A 16774-nucleotide genomic window follows, 5' to 3' on the forward strand; every position below is an offset into this window, starting at 1 on the left:
GTACCGACGATCCACCGGACCGGGAATAGGGGTCCACGCGCACGCATTGGTTGTCGATGACACCTTTCCGTCACAGAACCAGTAAGGATCCCCGATGACGAACGTCCTCGCCCTCGTCGGCAGCCTCCGCGCCGAGTCCATCAACCGCAAGCTCGCCGAGGCGGCTGCGCACCACGCCCCGGAGGGCATCGAGCTGTCGACCTTCGACGGCATCGTCGACCTGCCCTTCTACAACGAGGACATCGACGGCGACACCCCGCCCGCCTCGGCCGTCGCCTTCCGCGACGCGGTCGCCGCCGCCGACGCCGTCCTGCTCGTCACCCCCGAGTACAACGGCACCATCCCGGCCGTCCTGAAGAACGCGCTGGACTGGGGCTCGCGTCCGTTCGGCGCCTCGCCGCTGTCCGGCAAGCCGCTCGCCGTCATCGGGTCGGCCTTCGGCCAGTTCGGCGGCGTCTGGGCGCACGACGACGCCCGCAAGGTCGCCGGGATCGCCGGCGCGAAGGTGCTCGAGGACGTCAAGGTCGCCATCCCGCAGTCGGTGGTCCGGTTCGCCGAGACCCACCCGCGCGAGGACGCCGAGGTCACCACGCTCGTCCAGGGCGCCCTCACCGCGCTCGCCGAGGCGACCGAGGAGCAGGCCGCAGCCTGACGACGTCACGTACGTGACGACGGACGGGAGGCGCGGTGCCGGCCCGCACCGCGCCTCCCGTCCGTCCACGGGTGCGGGAGACCGCATCCCGTGAGATCCCTAGACGCTCTAGCAACGAGACGGGCTACCCTGAACGCCATGTCCACGCAGGAGATCACGGAAGCGTCCGGGTACTGGTTCCCCGATGACGACGCGACCCAGCGGGGCGTCACCGTCCTGAACGCCCTCCGCCGGTACCGCGCCGCCGAGACCGCGATGCGTCGACGCACCCGCGACTCGATGGGCATGGGCGAGACCGACCTGCTCGCGGTGCGCTTCCTGTTGCAGGCGCAGCGCGCCGGGCGCACCGTGAAGCCGAAGGACCTGGCGGCGTACCTCAAGATCTCGTCGGCCTCGACCACGATCCTCATCGACCGCCTCGTGAAGTCGAACCACGTCCGCCGCGACCCGCACCCGACCGACCGCCGCGCGCTCGTGATCACCCCGACCACCGAGACCGACGAAGAGGTCCGTGCGACCCTCGGCATCATGCACCGTCGGATGATGGGCATCGCCGAGGGACTCTCCCCCGAGGACGCCCGCGTCGTCGCCGTGTTCCTCGAGCAGATGCGCTCCGCCGTCGACCAGGTCGACCCCGCCGTCACGCACTGATCGGACCACGGGGGACGCGTCCTCTGAGCGGACGTCCTGCCGCACCGCGTAGACCGGTCTGGTACCGGTCACCAACGCGGAAGGAACCGATCATGCACGCATCGGACAAGCTCGCCAAGAACCTCCAGGCGGTCCTCGTGGACCTCATCGACCTGCACCTGCAGGGCAAGCAGGCACACTGGAACATCCTCGGGACCAACTTCCGGGACCTCCACCTCCAGCTCGACGAGATCGTCGACGCCGCCCGTGAGTTCGCCGACGACACCGCCGAGCGCATGCGCGCCCTGTACGCGGTCCCGGACGGCCGCTCGAGCACCGTCGCGGCGTCGAGCCACCTCGACCAGTTCCCCGAGGGTGAGATCACCACGCACGACGCCATCGACCAGGTGACGCTCCGCCTCTACCAGGCGACCGGCACCATGCGCGACGTCCACGACGAGGTCGACGAGGAAGACCCGACGACGGCCGACCTGCTGCACGGCTTCATCGAGCGCCTCGAGCAGCTCGCGTGGATGGTCTCGGCCGAGAACCGCGCACCGAGCACCCCGCTCGCCTCGGCCACCACGCCCGCGGTCGCGGACGCCTCGGCGCACGCGTAGCGGCCACCAGGTGGACCTCGGGATCCAGGGCAAGACCGCCCTGGTCTTCGGCGCGGACTCCGGCATCGGCTGGAACACGGCTCGCATCCTCCTCGCGGAGGGTGCGACCGTGGTCGTGTCGGACCTCGACCAGTCGCAGCTCGACAACAGCGCCGACCAGCTCGAGGCGCCGTACGGCAGGCTGCACGCCTTCGCCGCGGACGTCACGAGCGCCGCGAGCCTGGCCGACCTGCACACCAGGGTGCGCGACGCCGTCGGCGAGATCGACATCCTCGTGCAGTCCTCCGGCGTCACGGGCGCCCAGGGCCTGTTCCACGAGATCGACGAACAGGGATGGCTCGACACCATCGACGTCGACCTGATGGGGCCGGTGCGGATCACGCGTGAGTTCATCGGCGACCTGCGCCAGGGCGGCTGGGGTCGCATCGTCTACCTCGTGTCCGAGGACGCGTCGCAGCCGTACGACGACGAGCTCCCCTACTGCGCGGCCAAGGCCGGGGTGCTGTCCTTCGCGAAGGGCCTCTCCCGCACCTACGCGAAGGAGGGCCTGCTCGTGAACACCGTGTCGCCGGCGTTCATCCACACGCCGATGACCGACGCGATGATGAAGAAGCGTGCCGAGGAGACCGGCCAGACCTTCGACGAGGCGATCGCGTCGTTCCTCGACGACGAGCGCCCGTACATGGAGCTGCAGCGTCGCGGCGAGCCGGAGGAGGTCGCGAACGTCATCGCGTTCCTCTGCTCCGACCTCGCCAGCTTCGTGAACGGCTCGAACTACCGGGTCGACTCCGGCTCGGTCGCAACGATCTAGGAGACGCCATGACCGACTTCCGCTACCTCGTCGTCGGCGGCGGGATGGTCGCCGACGCTGCTGCCCGTGGCGTCCGCGAACTCGATGCCGATGGCTCGATCGGCATCATCAGCGAGGACGTCGACCGGCCGTACGCCCGGCCGGCGCTCTCGAAGAAGCTGTGGACCGACCCGGACTTCAGCTGGGACGAGAAGGTCGACCTGCACACCGAGGAGACCGGCGCGACGTTCGTGCTCGGCACCGCGGTGACGGCGATCGACCGCGCGGCGAAGACCGTCACGACCTCGGACGGGCACACCCACGGCTACGAGCGACTGCTCCTCGCGACCGGCGGCAAGCCCCGCGGGCTCCCCGGGCTGTCGCCGTCCGACCGGGTGCTCGACTACCGGAGCGCCACCGACTACCGACGCCTCCGCGAGCTCGCCGACGCCGGGGCCCACGTGGCCGTCGTCGGTGGCGGGTACATCGGCACCGAGATCGCGGCCGGCGTCGTGCAGAACGGCGCCCGGGTGACGCTCGTCGACCCGGACGAGGTCGTCGGCGGCCGGATGTTCCCGGAGGACCTCGCCCGGGCGTTCCAGCAGCGCTTCGTCGACCACGGCGTGGAGCTCCGGCTCGGGCGCCGGGTGGACCACGGGTCCGAGCACGGGGGTGGCGTCACGCTGACCCTCGACGACGGGTCCGGGGTGTCCGCCGACGCGGTCGTGGTCGGACTCGGCATCGAACCGGCGACCCGGCTCGCCGCCGACGCCGGGCTCACCGTCCGGGACGGCATCGTCGTCTCCTCGACGCTCCTCACCGACGACGACTCGGTGTTCGCCGCCGGCGACGTCGCCGAGTACCCCGACCGGATCCTCGGCACGCGCCGGGTCGAGCACGTCGACAACGCGCAGCAGCAGGGCCGGCAGGCGGGGCGCAACCTCGCCGACGCCGACGAGACCTACGACCACACGCCGATGTTCTACTCCGACGTCTTCGACATGGGGTACGAGGCCGTCGGGCAGGTCACCACGAAGCTGCGCACGGTCGAGGACTGGCAGGACCCGACGGTCACAGGTGTCGTCTACTACCTCGACGACGACGACCTCGTGCGCGGCGTCCTGCTCTGGAACGTCTGGGACAAGACCGACGAGGCCCGCAAGGTCCTCGCCGAGGCCCACGCGCTCACGCCGGACATGCTGATCGGGCGCATCACGCCGTAGCGTCGCGTCCACACTGGAGGCGCGGTGCCGGCTGACGAGACCGGCACCGCGCCTCCAGTCGGTCGCGTCCGCCCGCGGGCCGGTCCGCGGGATCAGCCCGCCTTGCGGGTCTCCGGAGCCACCTCGTCGACGATCTCGCGGCGATCCGCCGGGTCGACCGGCAGGTCGTCGCCGTCCGCCATGGCGACCGCGTGCGCGGACTTCGCCGCCTCGAGCGTCTCGTCGTCGTTCTTCGCCATGCCGAGCAGTTCGACGAAGCGCGACTTGACGAGCATCCAGGCTTCGCGCGGGCCGAGCCGCGACAGGTCCGACGCCGTCGAGTCGTCGCGGACGCGCTGCAGCGAGGACACGCCGCGGTCGGGGAGCCGGCCGGCGACGTGGTCCACCGCGAGCCGCGCAACCGCGTCCGCCTGTGCGTGCATCACCGAGTGCGCGCCGTCGACGACCTCACGCAGCACCGCGTACGGGAACACCCGGGCGAGCCGACGCACCCAGTCCCGCGGGACCATCGCGTCGTGCTCCCCGCGCACGATGAGCGTCCGTGCCTGCACGTGGGCGGCGCGCTCCTCGATCGGGAAGGCGATCATCCGCGGCAGCACCTTCGAGAACCAGTGCCAGCCGCACAGGGCGTACGCCGTGATGCCGTGCCAGCGGACGGCCGCCGGCTCGTGCAGCGTGGACCGGAGGAACCGGAACGCCGACTGCCGGACGGTGCGCGCGTGCGAGTCGACCACCGGGCTGATGAGCACCAGGTCGGAGATGTCCGGACGACGCGCTGCCACCTCGGTCACGACCTGGGTGCCCATCGAGTGACCGACGAGCACCGGGTCGACGAGCCGGAGGCCGTCGATGACCTTCTCGACCGCGTCGGCGTACCGCTCGATCGAGACCTTCCCGCGGAATCGCGGGACACCGGCGAACCCAGGCAGGTCGAGGGCGTGCACGGGGCCGTTCTCGTTGAGGTGCGGGGCGAGCCGCTCGTAGTAGGTGGCGGCGATGCCGAGCCCCGCGACGAGCAGGAAGGCGCGGTCGCCGGGTTCGCCGACGGAGCTGACGCGCACGTACGTACCGTCGACCGCGACCCGGTCGACCTCGACCGTGACGTCGGCGTTCTCGGCCTCGCCCAGTCGCTTCGCGGGGTCCGGTGTCGCGTCCGTGCGCTCGTCGTCCACTTCGGTCTCCTCGGGTCGGGCGTCGCTCCTCGGTTCGGGCGATCGCTCAGGATACCCGCGGCGCCCCCGATCCCGCCGTCGGCGCCCCGTCAGCCGCTGAAGGTGTTCGCGGGGAACCCGTGCACCCGCGTCGGCACCGCGAGGACGGCACCGGAGTGCGGGTGCGCGACGAGCTGCTCCTCGGTGAGGTTCTCCCGCGCCGAGGCGACGAACAGCGTCGACATGTCCGGGCCGCCGAACGCCACCGACGTCACGTTCGGCACCGGGAGCTCGACGGTCTCGAGGTGCGACCCGTCCGGACCGTACCGCTCGACCCGACCGCCGCCGTAGACCGCGCTCCACGAACAGCCCTCGTCGTCGCGGACGAGCCCGTCGTGCGCGGACCCGACGACGAACGGCTCGAGCTCGCCGAGCTCCCCGTCGGGGCCGTACGACCCGCGGTAGATCGTCGACGCGCTCGTGTCCGTGACGTACATGACCGTGCCGTCCTCCGACCACTCGATGCCGTTCGTCACGCCGAAGCCGCCGCGGAGGAGTCTCGTGGTGCCGTCCGGCTCGATCGAGTACAGGGCACCGTCAGGCTCCCCCGTGGTGAGGTTCATGCTGCCCACGAGGAACCGGCCGAACGGGTCGCACTTGCCCTCGTTGAACCGGAGGCCGGCCGTGGCGTGCTCGACCCGGGCGATCTCACGCTCGACGACGCCCTGGGCGTCCATCACGACGACGGAGTCGCCGAGGGCCGCGACGAAGCCACCGCCCGCGCGGGGCTGGAAGCTCGCCAGTGGAGGCGACAGCTGCACGGTGGACGTGACCGTGCCGTGGGCGTCCGCGGTGGTGAGGGTGCCGAGGGTGATGTCGACCCACCGCAGCTCGTTCGTCCCGGGGTCCCACACGATGCTCTCCGCGAGGACGGCCCCGGCGTCGGAGAAGACGGTCACGGGTCCGGTCGTCGCGCTGCTGCTCATGACACCGGTCTACCGGTGCCGCCTCCGTGCGCGTCCACCGTGTCCGTGTCAGAGGCGGGCGTAGCGGGCGCGGAAGAAGCTGTAGATGCCGAAGGCCACGAACCCGATGCCGACGGCGACGAGCACGACCGCCCCGCCCGGCATCGAGCGGAGGGCGTCGAACGCCCCGTCCAGTCCGGTCGCCTGGTCGGGGTCGCTCCGGAAGCCCGCGACCGCGATGAGCACGCCGACGACCACCACGGCGATCCCCTTCAGCACGTACCCCACGACGCCGAGCACGGTGACGACGCGTTCGAGCGGCTGGCGCGGGCGCACGAGCTGCTTCCAGAACGAGCGGCGGCAGCCGATCACCACGAGGCCGACGCCGATCGCGACGGCGACCGCGGCGACGAGCAGCAGGAGGAACACGCCGCCGGGCGTCGCGAGCGCCTTCGCGGCAGCACTCCGCGAGGACCCGCTCGAACTCGTGCCGGCTCCGACCGCGTAGGACGCTGCCGAGTACGCGATGAGCCCGTAGACCACGGCCTTCCCGACGTTCTTCAAGCGGTTGCCCCAGGCGCGGGCGCTGTCCGTCCTCCCACCGACCACGGCTTCGAGCACCAGCCGGATCGTCAGCGCAGCACAACCGACGGCCATGACCCAGAGCAGGACGACCCCGCCGGGGACCGCGGCGAGCTGCTGCAGCGCACCCGACTGGTCGGTCTCGCTGCCCGAGGACGCGTTGCCGACACCGAGCAGGATCGCCAGGTAGCCGATCAGCAGGTGCACGATGCCGCTGCCGACGAACCCGGCGCGCGCCGTCAGCTCGAACCACCGGCTGTCGGCCACGCGCTTCGCTCCACGACCGGTCTTCCGGGCCGCCTGTTCCGCCTGTTCACTCACGCCATCGAGCGTGCCCGACGGAACGGGCCCTGTCCGGCAGGGGCGGTGACACCCGGCCGTCTGGCAGTCGGGAGGCGCGGTGCGGGCCCGCACCGCGCCTCCCGACTCGGCGTGGCGGCGACGTCAGTCGCCCTTCACGTTGACGACCTGCCGCAGCGTGTGCCGGATCGACACGAGCTCCGAGGCGTCGGCCATGACCTGGTCGATCGGCTTGTACGCCGCCGGGATCTCGTCGAGGAACGCGTCCGTGTCGCGGTACTCGATGCCGACCATCGCCTCGCGCAGCTGGTCGTGCGTGAACGTCCGACGTGCCGCGCTCCGCGAGAACAGCCGGCCCGCTCCGTGCGGCGACGACTCGAGCGACGGCTTGTTGCCGAGGCCCTCGACGACGTACGACGCGGTGCCCATCGACCCCGGGATCAGACCGGGCTGGCCGGCCGTCGCCTGGATCGCACCCTTCCGGGAGACCCACACCGACTTCCCCCAGTGCGTCTCGCGCTGCGTGAAGTTGTGGTGGCAGTTGATCCGCTCCTGCTCGTCGACCGGGGTGCCGACGACCTCGGACAGCTGCCGCACGACGCGGTCCATCATCTCCTCGCGATTGAGGAGCGCGAAGTGCTGCGCCCACCGCAGCTCGGCGATGTACCGGTCGAACTCCGGGGTCCCCTCGACCAGGTACGCCAGGTCGGGGTCGGGCAGCTCGATCCACCAGCGCTGCATGGCCTTCTTGGCGACCGCGATGTGCCGCTGGGCGATCTTGTTGCCGACGCCCCGCGACCCGGAGTGCAGGAACAGCCAGACGCGGTCCGCCTCGTCGAGGGACACCTCGATGAAGTGGTTGCCGGACCCGAGCGTGCCGAGCTGGTTGCGCCAGCCGCCGTGCGCTCCGGCGGGGTCGAACCCGGCTCCCTCGGCCAACGTCTCGAGCTCCGCGATCCGAGGCTCGGCCGTGGCGACGATCTTCCGGTTCGACGCACCGGCCGACAGCGGGATCGCCCGCTCGATCTGCTCGCGCAGCTCCTGCAGGTCGTCGGGCAGGTCGGCCTCGGTGAACTGGGTCCGGACCGCGATCATGCCGCAGCCGATGTCCACGCCGACGGCTGCCGGCATGACCGCGCCGAGGGTCGGGATGACCGACCCGACGGTGGCGCCGAGGCCCAGGTGGGCGTCCGGCATGAGGGCCAGGTGCGGGAACACGAACGGCATGCGAGCAGTCGTGCGGGCCTGCTGCTCGGTGTTGTCCTCGAGCATCGAGGCCCAGCTCAGCAGCCGGTCGGTGATCTTCTCCATTGCTTCGTCTCGCTTTCGTGACGGTCTTCGGTGACGGTCCGGGGCGAGGTCCTGCTGCCGTCCGGCACCACGAGGCGTGGCGTTCGGAGGGCAGCGTCGTGGAGAGGACGCCCCGGGCCGGGTGGGCACGGGGCGTCGGGTGACGTCGCGTGCCTACGCGGGATAGCGGTCGGACTGCTGCTGGTTGCGCTGTTCGGGCAGCACGAGGAGCGTGTCGAGCTGGAGCTCGACTCGCTGTTCGTGGTGCTGCACGGTGCGCACGCGCGGTCCTTCCGGTGGTGCCCGGGACGGGCGGTCCTGCCGATGGGCAGGAGGACGACAGTAGTGCGACACGCCCGGGGTGCACAAGCGCGACACGCCCGGGATGCGCTGGGCCCGGTGGCCGAGGGGTCAGGCGCCCCCGCGCTCGTCGAGTCGTGCTCGCAAGCGCTCGAGTGCCGGCACGGCCGCCACGAGCGCTCGCCGGTCGTCTACGGAGAGCGCGTCCATCGCATCGACGAGGACCCGCTCGGCGGATGCGTCGTAGTCCGCGAGGCGGCGTTGGGCGAGGCCGGTCAACCCGACCTCGGTACTCCGCCCGTCACCACGCGCGAGACGACGCTCGACCAGGCCGTCCCGCTCCATCGCCTGGACGAGGTTGCTCACCGTCGAGCGCGCGAGCCCGAGCGAACGGCCGAGTGCGGTGGGACTCGACCACCCGTCCTCCCCCAGACGCCGGAGCACCTCGATCTGCGCGTCGGGGATGTCGGGCAGGGCCACCGAGCGGCGGGCCGTGGCGAGCAGTGTCCGACGGAACGGGCCGATCTCCGCGCTCAACCGCCGCGCGACCCGGGGCAGGTCGGGGTCGTCCGGTCGCTTGTCCACACTCCCAGGGTAGTCACCGCAGATGCGCTTGCAACAAACGCACTTCGGGAGCAAACTCGAACCATGGACATCACCACCAGCGTCGAACACCCCGTCCCCGAACAGGACCTCTCCGGCATCGTCGGGCACCGCTTCGTCTACACGTACGCCAACGGGTGGCAGTACGAGATGTACGTCAAGAACGCCACGACGATCGACTACCGCATCCACTCCGGCATGGTCGGCGGGCGGTGGGTGAAGGACCAGCAAGTCGACCTCGTCGCGCTCACCACCGGCGTCTACAAGGTGTCCTGGAACGAACCGACCGGCACCAGCGTCGTCGTCACGGTCGTCCCCGGTGAGCGGGTCCTGCACGGCACGATCTTCTTCCCGCACTGGGTCGAGGAGGACGGCAGCAAGACGGTGCTGTTCCAGAACGACCACCTCGACCGCATGCGCGAGTACCGCGACCAGGGGCCCACCTACCCGATCTACGTCGTGCCCGAGTTCGCGCACATCACCCTGTTCGAGCACGTCGGCGAGGACGACGAGAGCGTCGTCGACACGGCGCCCGGCGACCTGCCCGCAGGCTTCGCGGACCGGTCGAACTGATGACCGTGTTCGCCCCGGTGACGCTCGAGCACGGCGGTCGCACCCTCCGCGGCTGGCAGCTCGGCACCGTCTCGCGGGACGCCTCCGCGGCCCTGCTCGTGCACGGCTTCGGCAGCACCGACACCGGCGGGCAGCAGCTGTTCGTGCAGACCGCGCGCACCCTGGCCGAGCACGGCTCCGCGGTCCGGTCGTACAGCCGGCTCGGGCACGGGACGAGCGACGGCGACTTCGCCGACATCACCATCGGCGACGAGGTCGACCAGGTCGTCGCGATGATCCGCACGCTCGCGGCGGACGCGGCCGGGCCCGTGCACGTCGTGGCGCACAGCCTCGGGGCGGTGGAGTCCGCCATGGCGGCCGCACGCGTGCCGGAACTCGTCGCGACGCTGACCCTGTGGTCACCGGCCGGTGTCGTCGTGGACGACATCGCACGGCACGACCGGATCCAGGGCCAGCCGCTCGCCCGGGCACGGGAACAGGGCTGGTTCGACTTCGGCGGCATGGCCCTCGGCACGGCGTTCATCGACGAGGTGACGGCCGGCCTCGACGTGTACGCGACGATCGACCGCTACACCGGTCCCGCCGAGGTCCTGCACGGCACCGCGGACCAGATCGTCCCCGTCCGGTACGGGCAGCGCTACGGCGAGGTGCTCCCCGGGGCGACGTTCACCGCGGTGGAGGGCGCCGACCACGGCTGGTCGTCCGTCCCGTGGCGACGGACGTTGCTCGACCACCTGGTCGCCTCGACGGGCGGCGGCGCCCGCTGACGGCTTCTCCACAGCCTGGAGGAACGGCGGGCGTCCTCCACGGCGGGGTACGCCCGCCTGATGGTCGGGCCCAGGGCGCGGGCAGGCTGGGAGCATGACCGAGCGGACCCGAGACACCCCTGACGTGATCGACGACGAGGAGCGCACCGACGGCTACGCACCGCTCCGGTCCTACGGCGCGATCGGCGACGGTCGGACGGTGGCGCTCGTCGCACGGGACGGCCGGATCGACTGGCTGCCCATCCCCTCGATGGACTCGCCGCCGGTCTTCGCGAGCATCCTCGACGCCGAGCACGGCGGACACATCGCCCTCCGGCCGGTCGACGCCGACGCCGAGGTCTCGCGCGAGTACCTGCCGGGCACGAACGTGCTCGTCACCACCTGGACCACGCGGTCGGGCTCCGTGACCGTGACCGACGCGATGGTGACCGGCGTCGCGGGACGCCTGCCCTGGGCCGAGGTCGCCCGGTGCGTGCAGGGTGTCGACGGCACGGTCGAGATGGAGTGGGCGGTGGTGCCGGGGACCCTGCTCAACACGGCCGAACCGAGACGTCTCGACACCGCGAACGGCGCCGTGATCGGCATCGACGGCATCACGATCGCCATCGTCGAGCAGGGTTTCGAGCCCGTGCACGACGACGGGCCCCGGTTCTCCGGCCGCTTCACCACGGCCGAGGGCTCGAAGCACATCCTGACCATCGTCGGGACCCACGACGAGCCGATCTTCATGCCCCGGCCGGAGAGCGCGCTCCAGGCGATGGACCGGACGATCGACAACTGGGCGACCTGGTCGGAGGAGTTCTCGTACGACGGGCCGTGGGCCGAGCCGGTGCAGCGGAGCGCCCTCGCCCTCAAGCTGCTCATCTTCTCGCCGACCGGCGCGATCGCAGCGGCGCCGACGACGAGCCTGCCCGAGGACCGCACCGGCGGCAAGAACTGGGACTACCGGTTCGCCTGGGTGCGCGACCTGTCCTACACGGTGCACGCGCTGACCCGCTTCGGGCTGCGCGAGGAGACCCACGCCGCGGTGTCCTGGGTGATGCGCACGATCGCCGAGCACGACGAGGACATGCCGATCTTCTACGAGCTCGACGGCTCGAAGAGCGACGGCGTCGAGGAGCGCGACGTCCCGGGCTGGAACGGCATCGGCCCCGTCACCATCGGGAACCGCGCCGGCGACCAGCTGCAGCTCGGGGTGTGGGGCGACGTCTTCGAGATCCTGCGCCAGTACGTCCGCGCCGGCAACGTCCTCGACCGGAAGACCGCGGCCGTCCTGCAGGAGCTCGCCGACGACGCCTGCCACCGGTGGGAGGAGGCGGACTCGGGCATGTGGGAGCTCCAGGACACGCAGCACTACGTCTCGAGCAAGATCGGCTGCTGGCAGGCGCTCGACGCCGCGGCCGAGCTGCACGAGGCCGGGATGATCGACGGGCCGCGCGACAAGTGGATCGAGAACCGCGAGCTCATCGAGCAGTGGGTCGCCGAGCACGGGTGGGACGAGGAACGCGGGTACTACGTGATGTACCCGGGCTCCGACAAGCTGGACACGTCGATCCTGCTGCACGCGATGAGCGCCTTCGACCGGGGTCCCCGCATGGAGTCGACCATCCGGGCGATCGAGGAGCAGCTGCAGCACGGCCCGCTCGTGTACCGGTACTCGGGCATGGAGTCCGAGGAGTCGCCGTTCGTGGCGTGCTCGTTCTGGCTCGCAGCCGCGATGGCCTGCGTCGGACGGGTCGACGACGCCCGCGACCTCATGGACGAGATGGTGGAGCAGACGAACGACGTCGGCATGTTCAGCGAGATGATCAGCGAGGACGGCACGTTCATGGGCAACATCCCGCAGGGGCTGTCGCACCTGGCGCTCATCCAGGCAGCGCTCACGATCGAGGAGGTCGCTGGCGAGGAGCGCTCCGGGGAGTGATCATGGAGGGGTCATGAACGACGTCGATGCACGCATGGACCGGTTGCGACGGGCCGCCCGCTACCGGTACCAGCAGCTCGTGGACAGCGAGATCGAACGCGGCTCCCTCGACCCCGACGAGGTGCGCGAGGAGCGTCGGCTCCTGAAGGCCGCCGACGTCGCGGCGCACGCTCGGGCTCAGATCGAGGAGGCCGAGCGGCGGGGTGTCTTCGAGGGCAACCCGTACCACGGCAAGCGGCTCCCGGGGAACGACGGACGCCACGACCCCGACTGGTGGATCAAGGCGAAGATCGAGCGCGAGGAGATCACCGGCATCGCCCCGCCCGCCCTGGCGCTGCGGAAGGAGGACGCCGAGCTCGACGAGCACCTCGACGCCCTCTCCGCCGAGCCCGACGTCCGTGACGTGCTCGACGACTTCAACGCCCGCGTGAAGGAGGCCCGCCGGCAGCTCCTCGGTGGGCCGCCGGTGGTGACCCCGCTCCGAGACGTCGAGACCGAGGTCGCCGGCTGGCGAGCGCGTCGGCAGGAGCGTCTGGCGACCGAGGCGCAGGCGGCCGCGGACCGGGCCGCTGCCGAGGCGGACCGTCCCCGGCGGTGGTGGCGCCGACGTCGGTGAGGTGATCCGCGCCTCCTGGACCGCCCCCGGACACGGGAACGACCGCAGCACCGCGCTCGTGGCGCGGTGCTGCGGTCGTCCCTGGCGTGGAAGCGTTACTTGATCTTGGCGGTGATGGTGGCGGTGCCGACGAGGAGGCCGGACTTCACGGCGTCGGTCTTGAAGGTGCTGTTGAGCAGCTTCGCGGCGTCACCCGAGACGTGCACCGTGGTGCCGGTCAGGATCGCGTTGTCACCCTCGAGCTGCAGCGGCTTGAGCGTGCCGCCGTGCAGCGAGAACAGGTACGCGTTGTTCACCGCGACCTTGCCGTTGACCAGCACGTCACCGTAGAGCTTGGACGAGCCCGGGTTCACGACGAAGTTCTCCAGCGTGACCGTCGTCTCACCGGCGGTGAGGGTCAGGCCCGAGTCGTCGTGGTTCAGCAGACCCTGCACGTACGGACGGTAGTCACCGTCCGGCGACCAGTACGTGACCGAACCGGACGTGATCGGGAACGACACGGACCCGTCGGCGAGCTTGGCGTCACCGGAGACACCCGGGGTCAGCTTCAGCGCGGTCAGGGCGTCGGTGAAGCCGGAGTCGAGCTTCACGGCGGTGTCGCCACCGAGGACCTCGGGCACCGACGCGACGGGGCCGGGGATCTTCGACGAGGACGACGACACGGTGTGCACCGACGGGGTCGAGGCCTGCGCCGAGGTGATGCCGAACGCGGCACCACCCAGCACGAGCGCACCCGTCGTCGCGAGCGTGATGGAGGTCTTCAGGGACTTGCGCATGGGTTGGGTCCTTTGCTGTCTCGGGGGCTCCGGCCGGTGGCGACGTGCTCCTGTGCACGCGCCGTGCTGTGTGCTTGCTGTGGCCCGGCCGTTCGTGACCGGAGAGCGCCCTGGGCGTTTGCCCTTGTGACATGCATTCGGCACCCCCTGCCGAACGGTTTGGAACTTTTTCTGGGATTCCCCCGCGACCGCCTCCGTACCGTGGGGGCATGGCCCCCGCATCCCCCTCGAGCACCGACCGGATCCGCGCGATCGACGCCTGGTGGCGCGCCGCGAACTACCTCACCGTCGGGCAGATCTACCTGCTCGACAACCCGCTGCTCGACCGCTCGATCACGCCGGACGACGTGAAGCCCCGGCTGCTCGGACACTGGGGCACCTCGCCGGCGCTCAACCTCGTCTACGCGCACTGCAACGCGCTCATCGCCGAGACGGACCGGCAGCTCCTGTACATCTGCGGGCCCGGTCACGGCGGTCCCGCGATGAACGCCAACGCGCTGCTCGACGGCACGTGGGGCGAGCTCTACCCGGACATCACGCCGGACCCGGACGGGCTGCGGCAGTTCTTCCGGCAGTTCTCCTTCCCCGGTGGGATCCCCTCGCACGCGGCGCCCGAGACCCCGGGGTCGATCAACGAGGGCGGCGAGCTCGGCTACTCCCTCGCGCACGCGTACGGAGCGGCACTCGACAACCCGGACCTCGTCGTCGCGTGCGTCGTCGGCGACGGTGAGGCCGAGACCGGGCCGCTCGCCGGGTCCTGGCAGGCGCACACGTTCCTCGACCCGGTGTCGGACGGCGCCGTGCTGCCGATCCTCAACCTGAACGGGTGGAAGATCGCGAACCCGACGGTCCTCGCACGCATCCCGCACGACGACCTGCACGCCTACTTCCGTGGGCTCGGGTACGAGCCGATCGTGGTCGACTCCGCCCGCGTCGACGACGACCCGTTCGCCGTGCACGCCCTGTTCGACGGTGCGCTCCGGCGTGCACTCGCGACGATCGACGACATCCAGGCCGCGGCCCGCGCCCAGGCGCAGCGAGCGGCCGCCGGGCAGCCGGCCGGTGCTGCGGACCTCCGACCGCGCTGGCCGATGATCATCCTCCGCACGCCCAAGGGCTGGACCGGCCCGAAGGTCGTCGACGGCCAGCAGGTCGAGGGGACCTTCCGCGCCCACCAGGTCCCCCTGCCCGCCGTCCGCGAGGACGACGACCACCGCCGGCAGCTCGAGGAGTGGATGCGGTCCTACCGCCCCGAGGAGCTGTTCGACGACGACGGCCAGCCGATCGGCATCCTCACAACCATCCGGCCCACCGGCGACCTGCGGATGAGTGCGACCCCGCACGCGAACGGCGGCCGGCTCCGCACCGCACTCGACCGCCCCGGGCTCGAGGAGTTCGGCGTCCCCGTCGGCGAGGACGCGAGCGCCACCGGCACGCTCGGCCCCTGGCTCGCTGCCCTCATCCAGCGGAACCCCTCGTCCTTCCGGCTCTTCGGCCCGGACGAGACGGTGTCGAACAAGCTCGACGCGGTCTTCGACGTGACGTCGCGGGTCTGGCGTGCCCAGCGTGGCGTCGGAGACGAGCACCTCGGCGCACACGGTCGGGTCACCGAAGTGCTGTCCGAGCACCTGCTCGAGGGGATGCTCGAGGGCTACGTGCTGAGCGGCCGCCACGGTGTCCTCAACACCTACGAGGCGTTCGCGCACATCATCGACTCCATGGTCGGCCAGTACGCGAAGTGGCTCGAGTCCTCGACGGACATCGACTGGCGTGCACCCGTCTCGAACCTGTCGATCCTGCTGTCGTCGCACGTCTGGCGCCAGGACCACAACGGCTTCTCGCACCAGGACCCGGGGTTCCTCGACGTCGTCGCGTCGAAGCAGCAGGACCTCGTCCGCATCAAGCTGCCGGCCGACGCGAACACCCTGCTGGCCGTCGCCGCGCACGCACTGGAGACGACCGACCGCATCGAGGTGATCGTCGCCGGCAAGCACCCCGAGCCGGTCTTCCTGTCGCTGCCCGACGCGGTCGAGCACGTCGCCGCGGGGCTCGGGGTCTGGGACTGGGCCGGCACCGAGGAGTCCGTCGGTCGCGTCGACGTCGTGCTCGCCTGTGCCGGGGACGTCCCCACCGTCGAGGCCGTGGCCGCCGCGGACATCATCCGCCAGCACGCTCCCGAGGTCGGCGTCCGTGTCGTGAACGTCGTCGACCTGCTGTCCATCGGCGACCCCCGGAAGCACGAGCACCCGGTCCCCGACGAGCGCTACGACGAACTGTTCCTCCCCGGTACCCCGACCGTCTTCGCGTTCCACGGGTACCCGTCCCTCGTGCACCAACTCACCTACCGCCGGAACGGGCACGACGACCTGCACGTGCACGGGTTCCTCGAGCAGGGCACGACGACGACCCCGTTCGACATGCTCATGCGCAACGAGATGGACCGGTTCGCGCTCGCGCACGACGCCCTGACCCGGGTGGACGCGTCGGCGCACGACGCGCTGCGCACGCGGCTGTCCGAGGCCCGCACGGCGGCCCGCGAGTACGCGTACACGAAGGGCGAGGACCACCCGAGCGTCGGGGCGTGGCGGTTCTCGGGGTGGCCGCAGGATGAGGCGGCATCGGAGGGCACGGGTGGCGACCCGGGCGAGGGGGAAACCGAGGGGGCCGCGCCCGGCAACTGACGCGCGTCCGCGCACTCCTCCACATCCAGGAGGCGCGGATCACGTTCCACAGGACCGGTCACGCTCGGCGCGTGGCCGGCCCTGTCGCGTCAGGGTGGTCGGCATGGATGCAGGCTGGACGAGCGCGAGCGTGTCGTTGCTCAGCGCCCTGGTGGCGGTCGCGAGCGTGGTGGTGACGGTGGTCGAGGGGCGTCGGGCGCGACGGAATACAGAGTTCTTGGGGCATCGGGACCACTGGTGGCAGCGTTGGTCGTGGGTGGTCGCACGTGCCGTCTCAGAGGATGAACGGCAGCGGGATGCGGCGGCTCTGATGACGGACGCACTCATGTCC

The 16774-nt window shown here is 71.1% G+C and carries 16 protein-coding genes; 10 read left to right on the plus strand and 6 right to left on the minus strand.

Annotation, left to right across the window (positions count from 1 at the left end; translation table 11 throughout):
* The first annotated feature begins 94 nt into the window (after positions 1-94).
* The 5 genes from HWD93_RS12150 to HWD93_RS12170 all read left to right on the plus strand — a co-directional run bounded on the left by HWD93_RS12150 (position 95) and on the right by HWD93_RS12170 (position 3915).
* Positions 95-652 carry an NADPH-dependent FMN reductase gene (locus HWD93_RS12150; protein WP_070417170.1) on the plus strand — a complete coding sequence of 186 codons (558 nt, stop codon included), beginning with the start codon at positions 95-97 and terminating at the stop codon, positions 650-652.
* Positions 653-790: 138 nt separating this feature from the next.
* Complete coding sequence (locus tag HWD93_RS12155; RefSeq protein WP_070417171.1) at positions 791-1303, plus strand: MarR family winged helix-turn-helix transcriptional regulator; 513 nt, start codon at positions 791-793, stop codon at positions 1301-1303.
* Positions 1304-1395: 92 nt separating this feature from the next.
* Complete coding sequence (locus tag HWD93_RS12160; protein ID WP_070417172.1) at positions 1396-1902, plus strand: Dps family protein; 507 nt, start codon at positions 1396-1398, stop codon at positions 1900-1902.
* Positions 1903-1912: 10 nt separating this feature from the next.
* Positions 1913-2713 (plus strand): SDR family oxidoreductase, encoded by an 801-nt coding sequence (locus tag HWD93_RS12165; RefSeq protein ID WP_261646949.1) that lies wholly within the window; start codon positions 1913-1915, stop codon positions 2711-2713.
* Between the two features lie 8 nt (positions 2714-2721).
* Positions 2722-3915, plus strand: a complete 1194-nt coding sequence (locus HWD93_RS12170; RefSeq protein WP_092384818.1) for an NAD(P)/FAD-dependent oxidoreductase — start codon at positions 2722-2724, stop codon at positions 3913-3915.
* 92 nt (positions 3916-4007) lie between these two features.
* On the opposite strand, the gene HWD93_RS12175 is transcribed toward HWD93_RS12170, so the two are convergent.
* From HWD93_RS12175 to HWD93_RS12195, 5 genes are all read right to left on the minus strand, one after another.
* Positions 4008-5087, minus strand: a complete 1080-nt coding sequence (locus tag HWD93_RS12175) for an alpha/beta fold hydrolase (RefSeq protein ID WP_092384820.1) — start codon at positions 5085-5087, stop codon at positions 4008-4010.
* A gap of 89 nt (positions 5088-5176) precedes the next feature.
* Positions 5177-6052 (minus strand): SMP-30/gluconolactonase/LRE family protein, encoded by an 876-nt coding sequence (locus tag HWD93_RS12180; protein ID WP_261646950.1) that lies wholly within the window; start codon positions 6050-6052, stop codon positions 5177-5179.
* A 48-nt stretch (positions 6053-6100) separates the two neighbouring features.
* On the minus strand, positions 6101-6934 hold the full coding sequence (locus HWD93_RS12185) for a DUF1206 domain-containing protein (protein ID WP_261646951.1): 834 nt from the start codon (positions 6932-6934) through the stop codon (positions 6101-6103).
* Between the two features lie 123 nt (positions 6935-7057).
* Positions 7058-8224, minus strand: coding sequence for an RtcB family protein (locus HWD93_RS12190; RefSeq protein WP_261646952.1), 1167 nt, complete (start codon positions 8222-8224; stop codon positions 7058-7060).
* 390 nt (positions 8225-8614) lie between these two features.
* Positions 8615-9088, minus strand: a complete 474-nt coding sequence (locus HWD93_RS12195) for a MarR family winged helix-turn-helix transcriptional regulator (protein ID WP_261646953.1) — start codon at positions 9086-9088, stop codon at positions 8615-8617.
* A gap of 63 nt (positions 9089-9151) precedes the next feature.
* Here HWD93_RS12195 and HWD93_RS12200 point away from each other — a divergent pair, with 63 nt between their 5' ends.
* The 4 genes from HWD93_RS12200 (at position 9152) to HWD93_RS12215 (ending at position 12986) form a co-directional block, all read left to right on the plus strand.
* A complete protein-coding gene (locus HWD93_RS12200; RefSeq protein WP_261646954.1) occupies positions 9152-9679 on the plus strand; it encodes a phenolic acid decarboxylase in 528 nt (175 codons plus the stop codon).
* Positions 9679-10446, plus strand: a complete 768-nt coding sequence (locus HWD93_RS12205; RefSeq protein WP_261646955.1) for an alpha/beta fold hydrolase — start codon at positions 9679-9681, stop codon at positions 10444-10446. Before HWD93_RS12200 ends, HWD93_RS12205 begins: the two co-directional genes overlap by 1 nt.
* A 94-nt stretch (positions 10447-10540) precedes the next feature.
* On the plus strand, positions 10541-12370 hold the full coding sequence (locus HWD93_RS12210) for a glycoside hydrolase family 15 protein (protein WP_261646956.1): 1830 nt from the start codon (positions 10541-10543) through the stop codon (positions 12368-12370).
* 13 nt (positions 12371-12383) lie between these two features.
* The gene (locus tag HWD93_RS12215; protein WP_261646957.1) at positions 12384-12986 is read left to right on the plus strand and encodes a DUF1992 domain-containing protein; all 603 of its coding nucleotides are present in this window, start codon (positions 12384-12386) and stop codon (positions 12984-12986) included.
* Positions 12987-13081: 95 nt separating this feature from the next.
* Here HWD93_RS12215 and HWD93_RS12220 read toward each other — a convergent pair whose 3' ends face one another.
* Positions 13082-13762 carry a hypothetical protein gene (locus HWD93_RS12220; RefSeq protein ID WP_070417182.1) on the minus strand — a complete coding sequence of 227 codons (681 nt, stop codon included), beginning with the start codon at positions 13760-13762 and terminating at the stop codon, positions 13082-13084.
* A 209-nt stretch (positions 13763-13971) separates the two neighbouring features.
* Between HWD93_RS12220 and HWD93_RS12225 the strand changes: the two genes are divergently transcribed.
* Positions 13972-16443, plus strand: a complete 2472-nt coding sequence (locus HWD93_RS12225; RefSeq protein WP_070417183.1) for a phosphoketolase — start codon at positions 13972-13974, stop codon at positions 16441-16443.
* The last annotated feature ends 331 nt before the right edge of the window (positions 16444-16774 follow it).

Source organism: Curtobacterium sp. C2H10 (genome assembly GCF_025407985.1).
Classification (GTDB): Bacteria; Actinomycetota; Actinomycetes; order Actinomycetales; family Microbacteriaceae; genus Curtobacterium.

Bases quoted from the DNA above. Each gene is read 5' to 3' on its own strand.
- HWD93_RS12150 (WP_070417170.1), top strand. From the start codon at position 95: ATGACGAACGTCCTCGCCCTCGTCGGCAGCCTCCGCGCCGAGTCCATC.
- HWD93_RS12220 (WP_070417182.1), bottom strand. From the start codon at position 13,762: ATGCGCAAGTCCCTGAAGACCTCCATCACGCTCGCGACGACGGGTGCG.
- HWD93_RS12160 (WP_070417172.1), top strand. From the start codon at position 1,396: ATGCACGCATCGGACAAGCTCGCCAAGAACCTCCAGGCGGTCCTCGTG.
- HWD93_RS12180 (WP_261646950.1), bottom strand. From the start codon at position 6,052: ATGAGCAGCAGCGCGACGACCGGACCCGTGACCGTCTTCTCCGACGCC.
- HWD93_RS12170 (WP_092384818.1), top strand. From the start codon at position 2,722: ATGACCGACTTCCGCTACCTCGTCGTCGGCGGCGGGATGGTCGCCGAC.
- HWD93_RS12225 (WP_070417183.1), top strand. From the start codon at position 13,972: ATGGCCCCCGCATCCCCCTCGAGCACCGACCGGATCCGCGCGATCGAC.
- HWD93_RS12215 (WP_261646957.1), top strand. From the start codon at position 12,384: ATGAACGACGTCGATGCACGCATGGACCGGTTGCGACGGGCCGCCCGC.
- HWD93_RS12205 (WP_261646955.1), top strand. From the start codon at position 9,679: ATGACCGTGTTCGCCCCGGTGACGCTCGAGCACGGCGGTCGCACCCTC.
- HWD93_RS12200 (WP_261646954.1), top strand. From the start codon at position 9,152: ATGGACATCACCACCAGCGTCGAACACCCCGTCCCCGAACAGGACCTC.
- HWD93_RS12190 (WP_261646952.1), bottom strand. From the start codon at position 8,224: ATGGAGAAGATCACCGACCGGCTGCTGAGCTGGGCCTCGATGCTCGAG.
- HWD93_RS12155 (WP_070417171.1), top strand. From the start codon at position 791: ATGTCCACGCAGGAGATCACGGAAGCGTCCGGGTACTGGTTCCCCGAT.
- HWD93_RS12210 (WP_261646956.1), top strand. From the start codon at position 10,541: ATGACCGAGCGGACCCGAGACACCCCTGACGTGATCGACGACGAGGAG.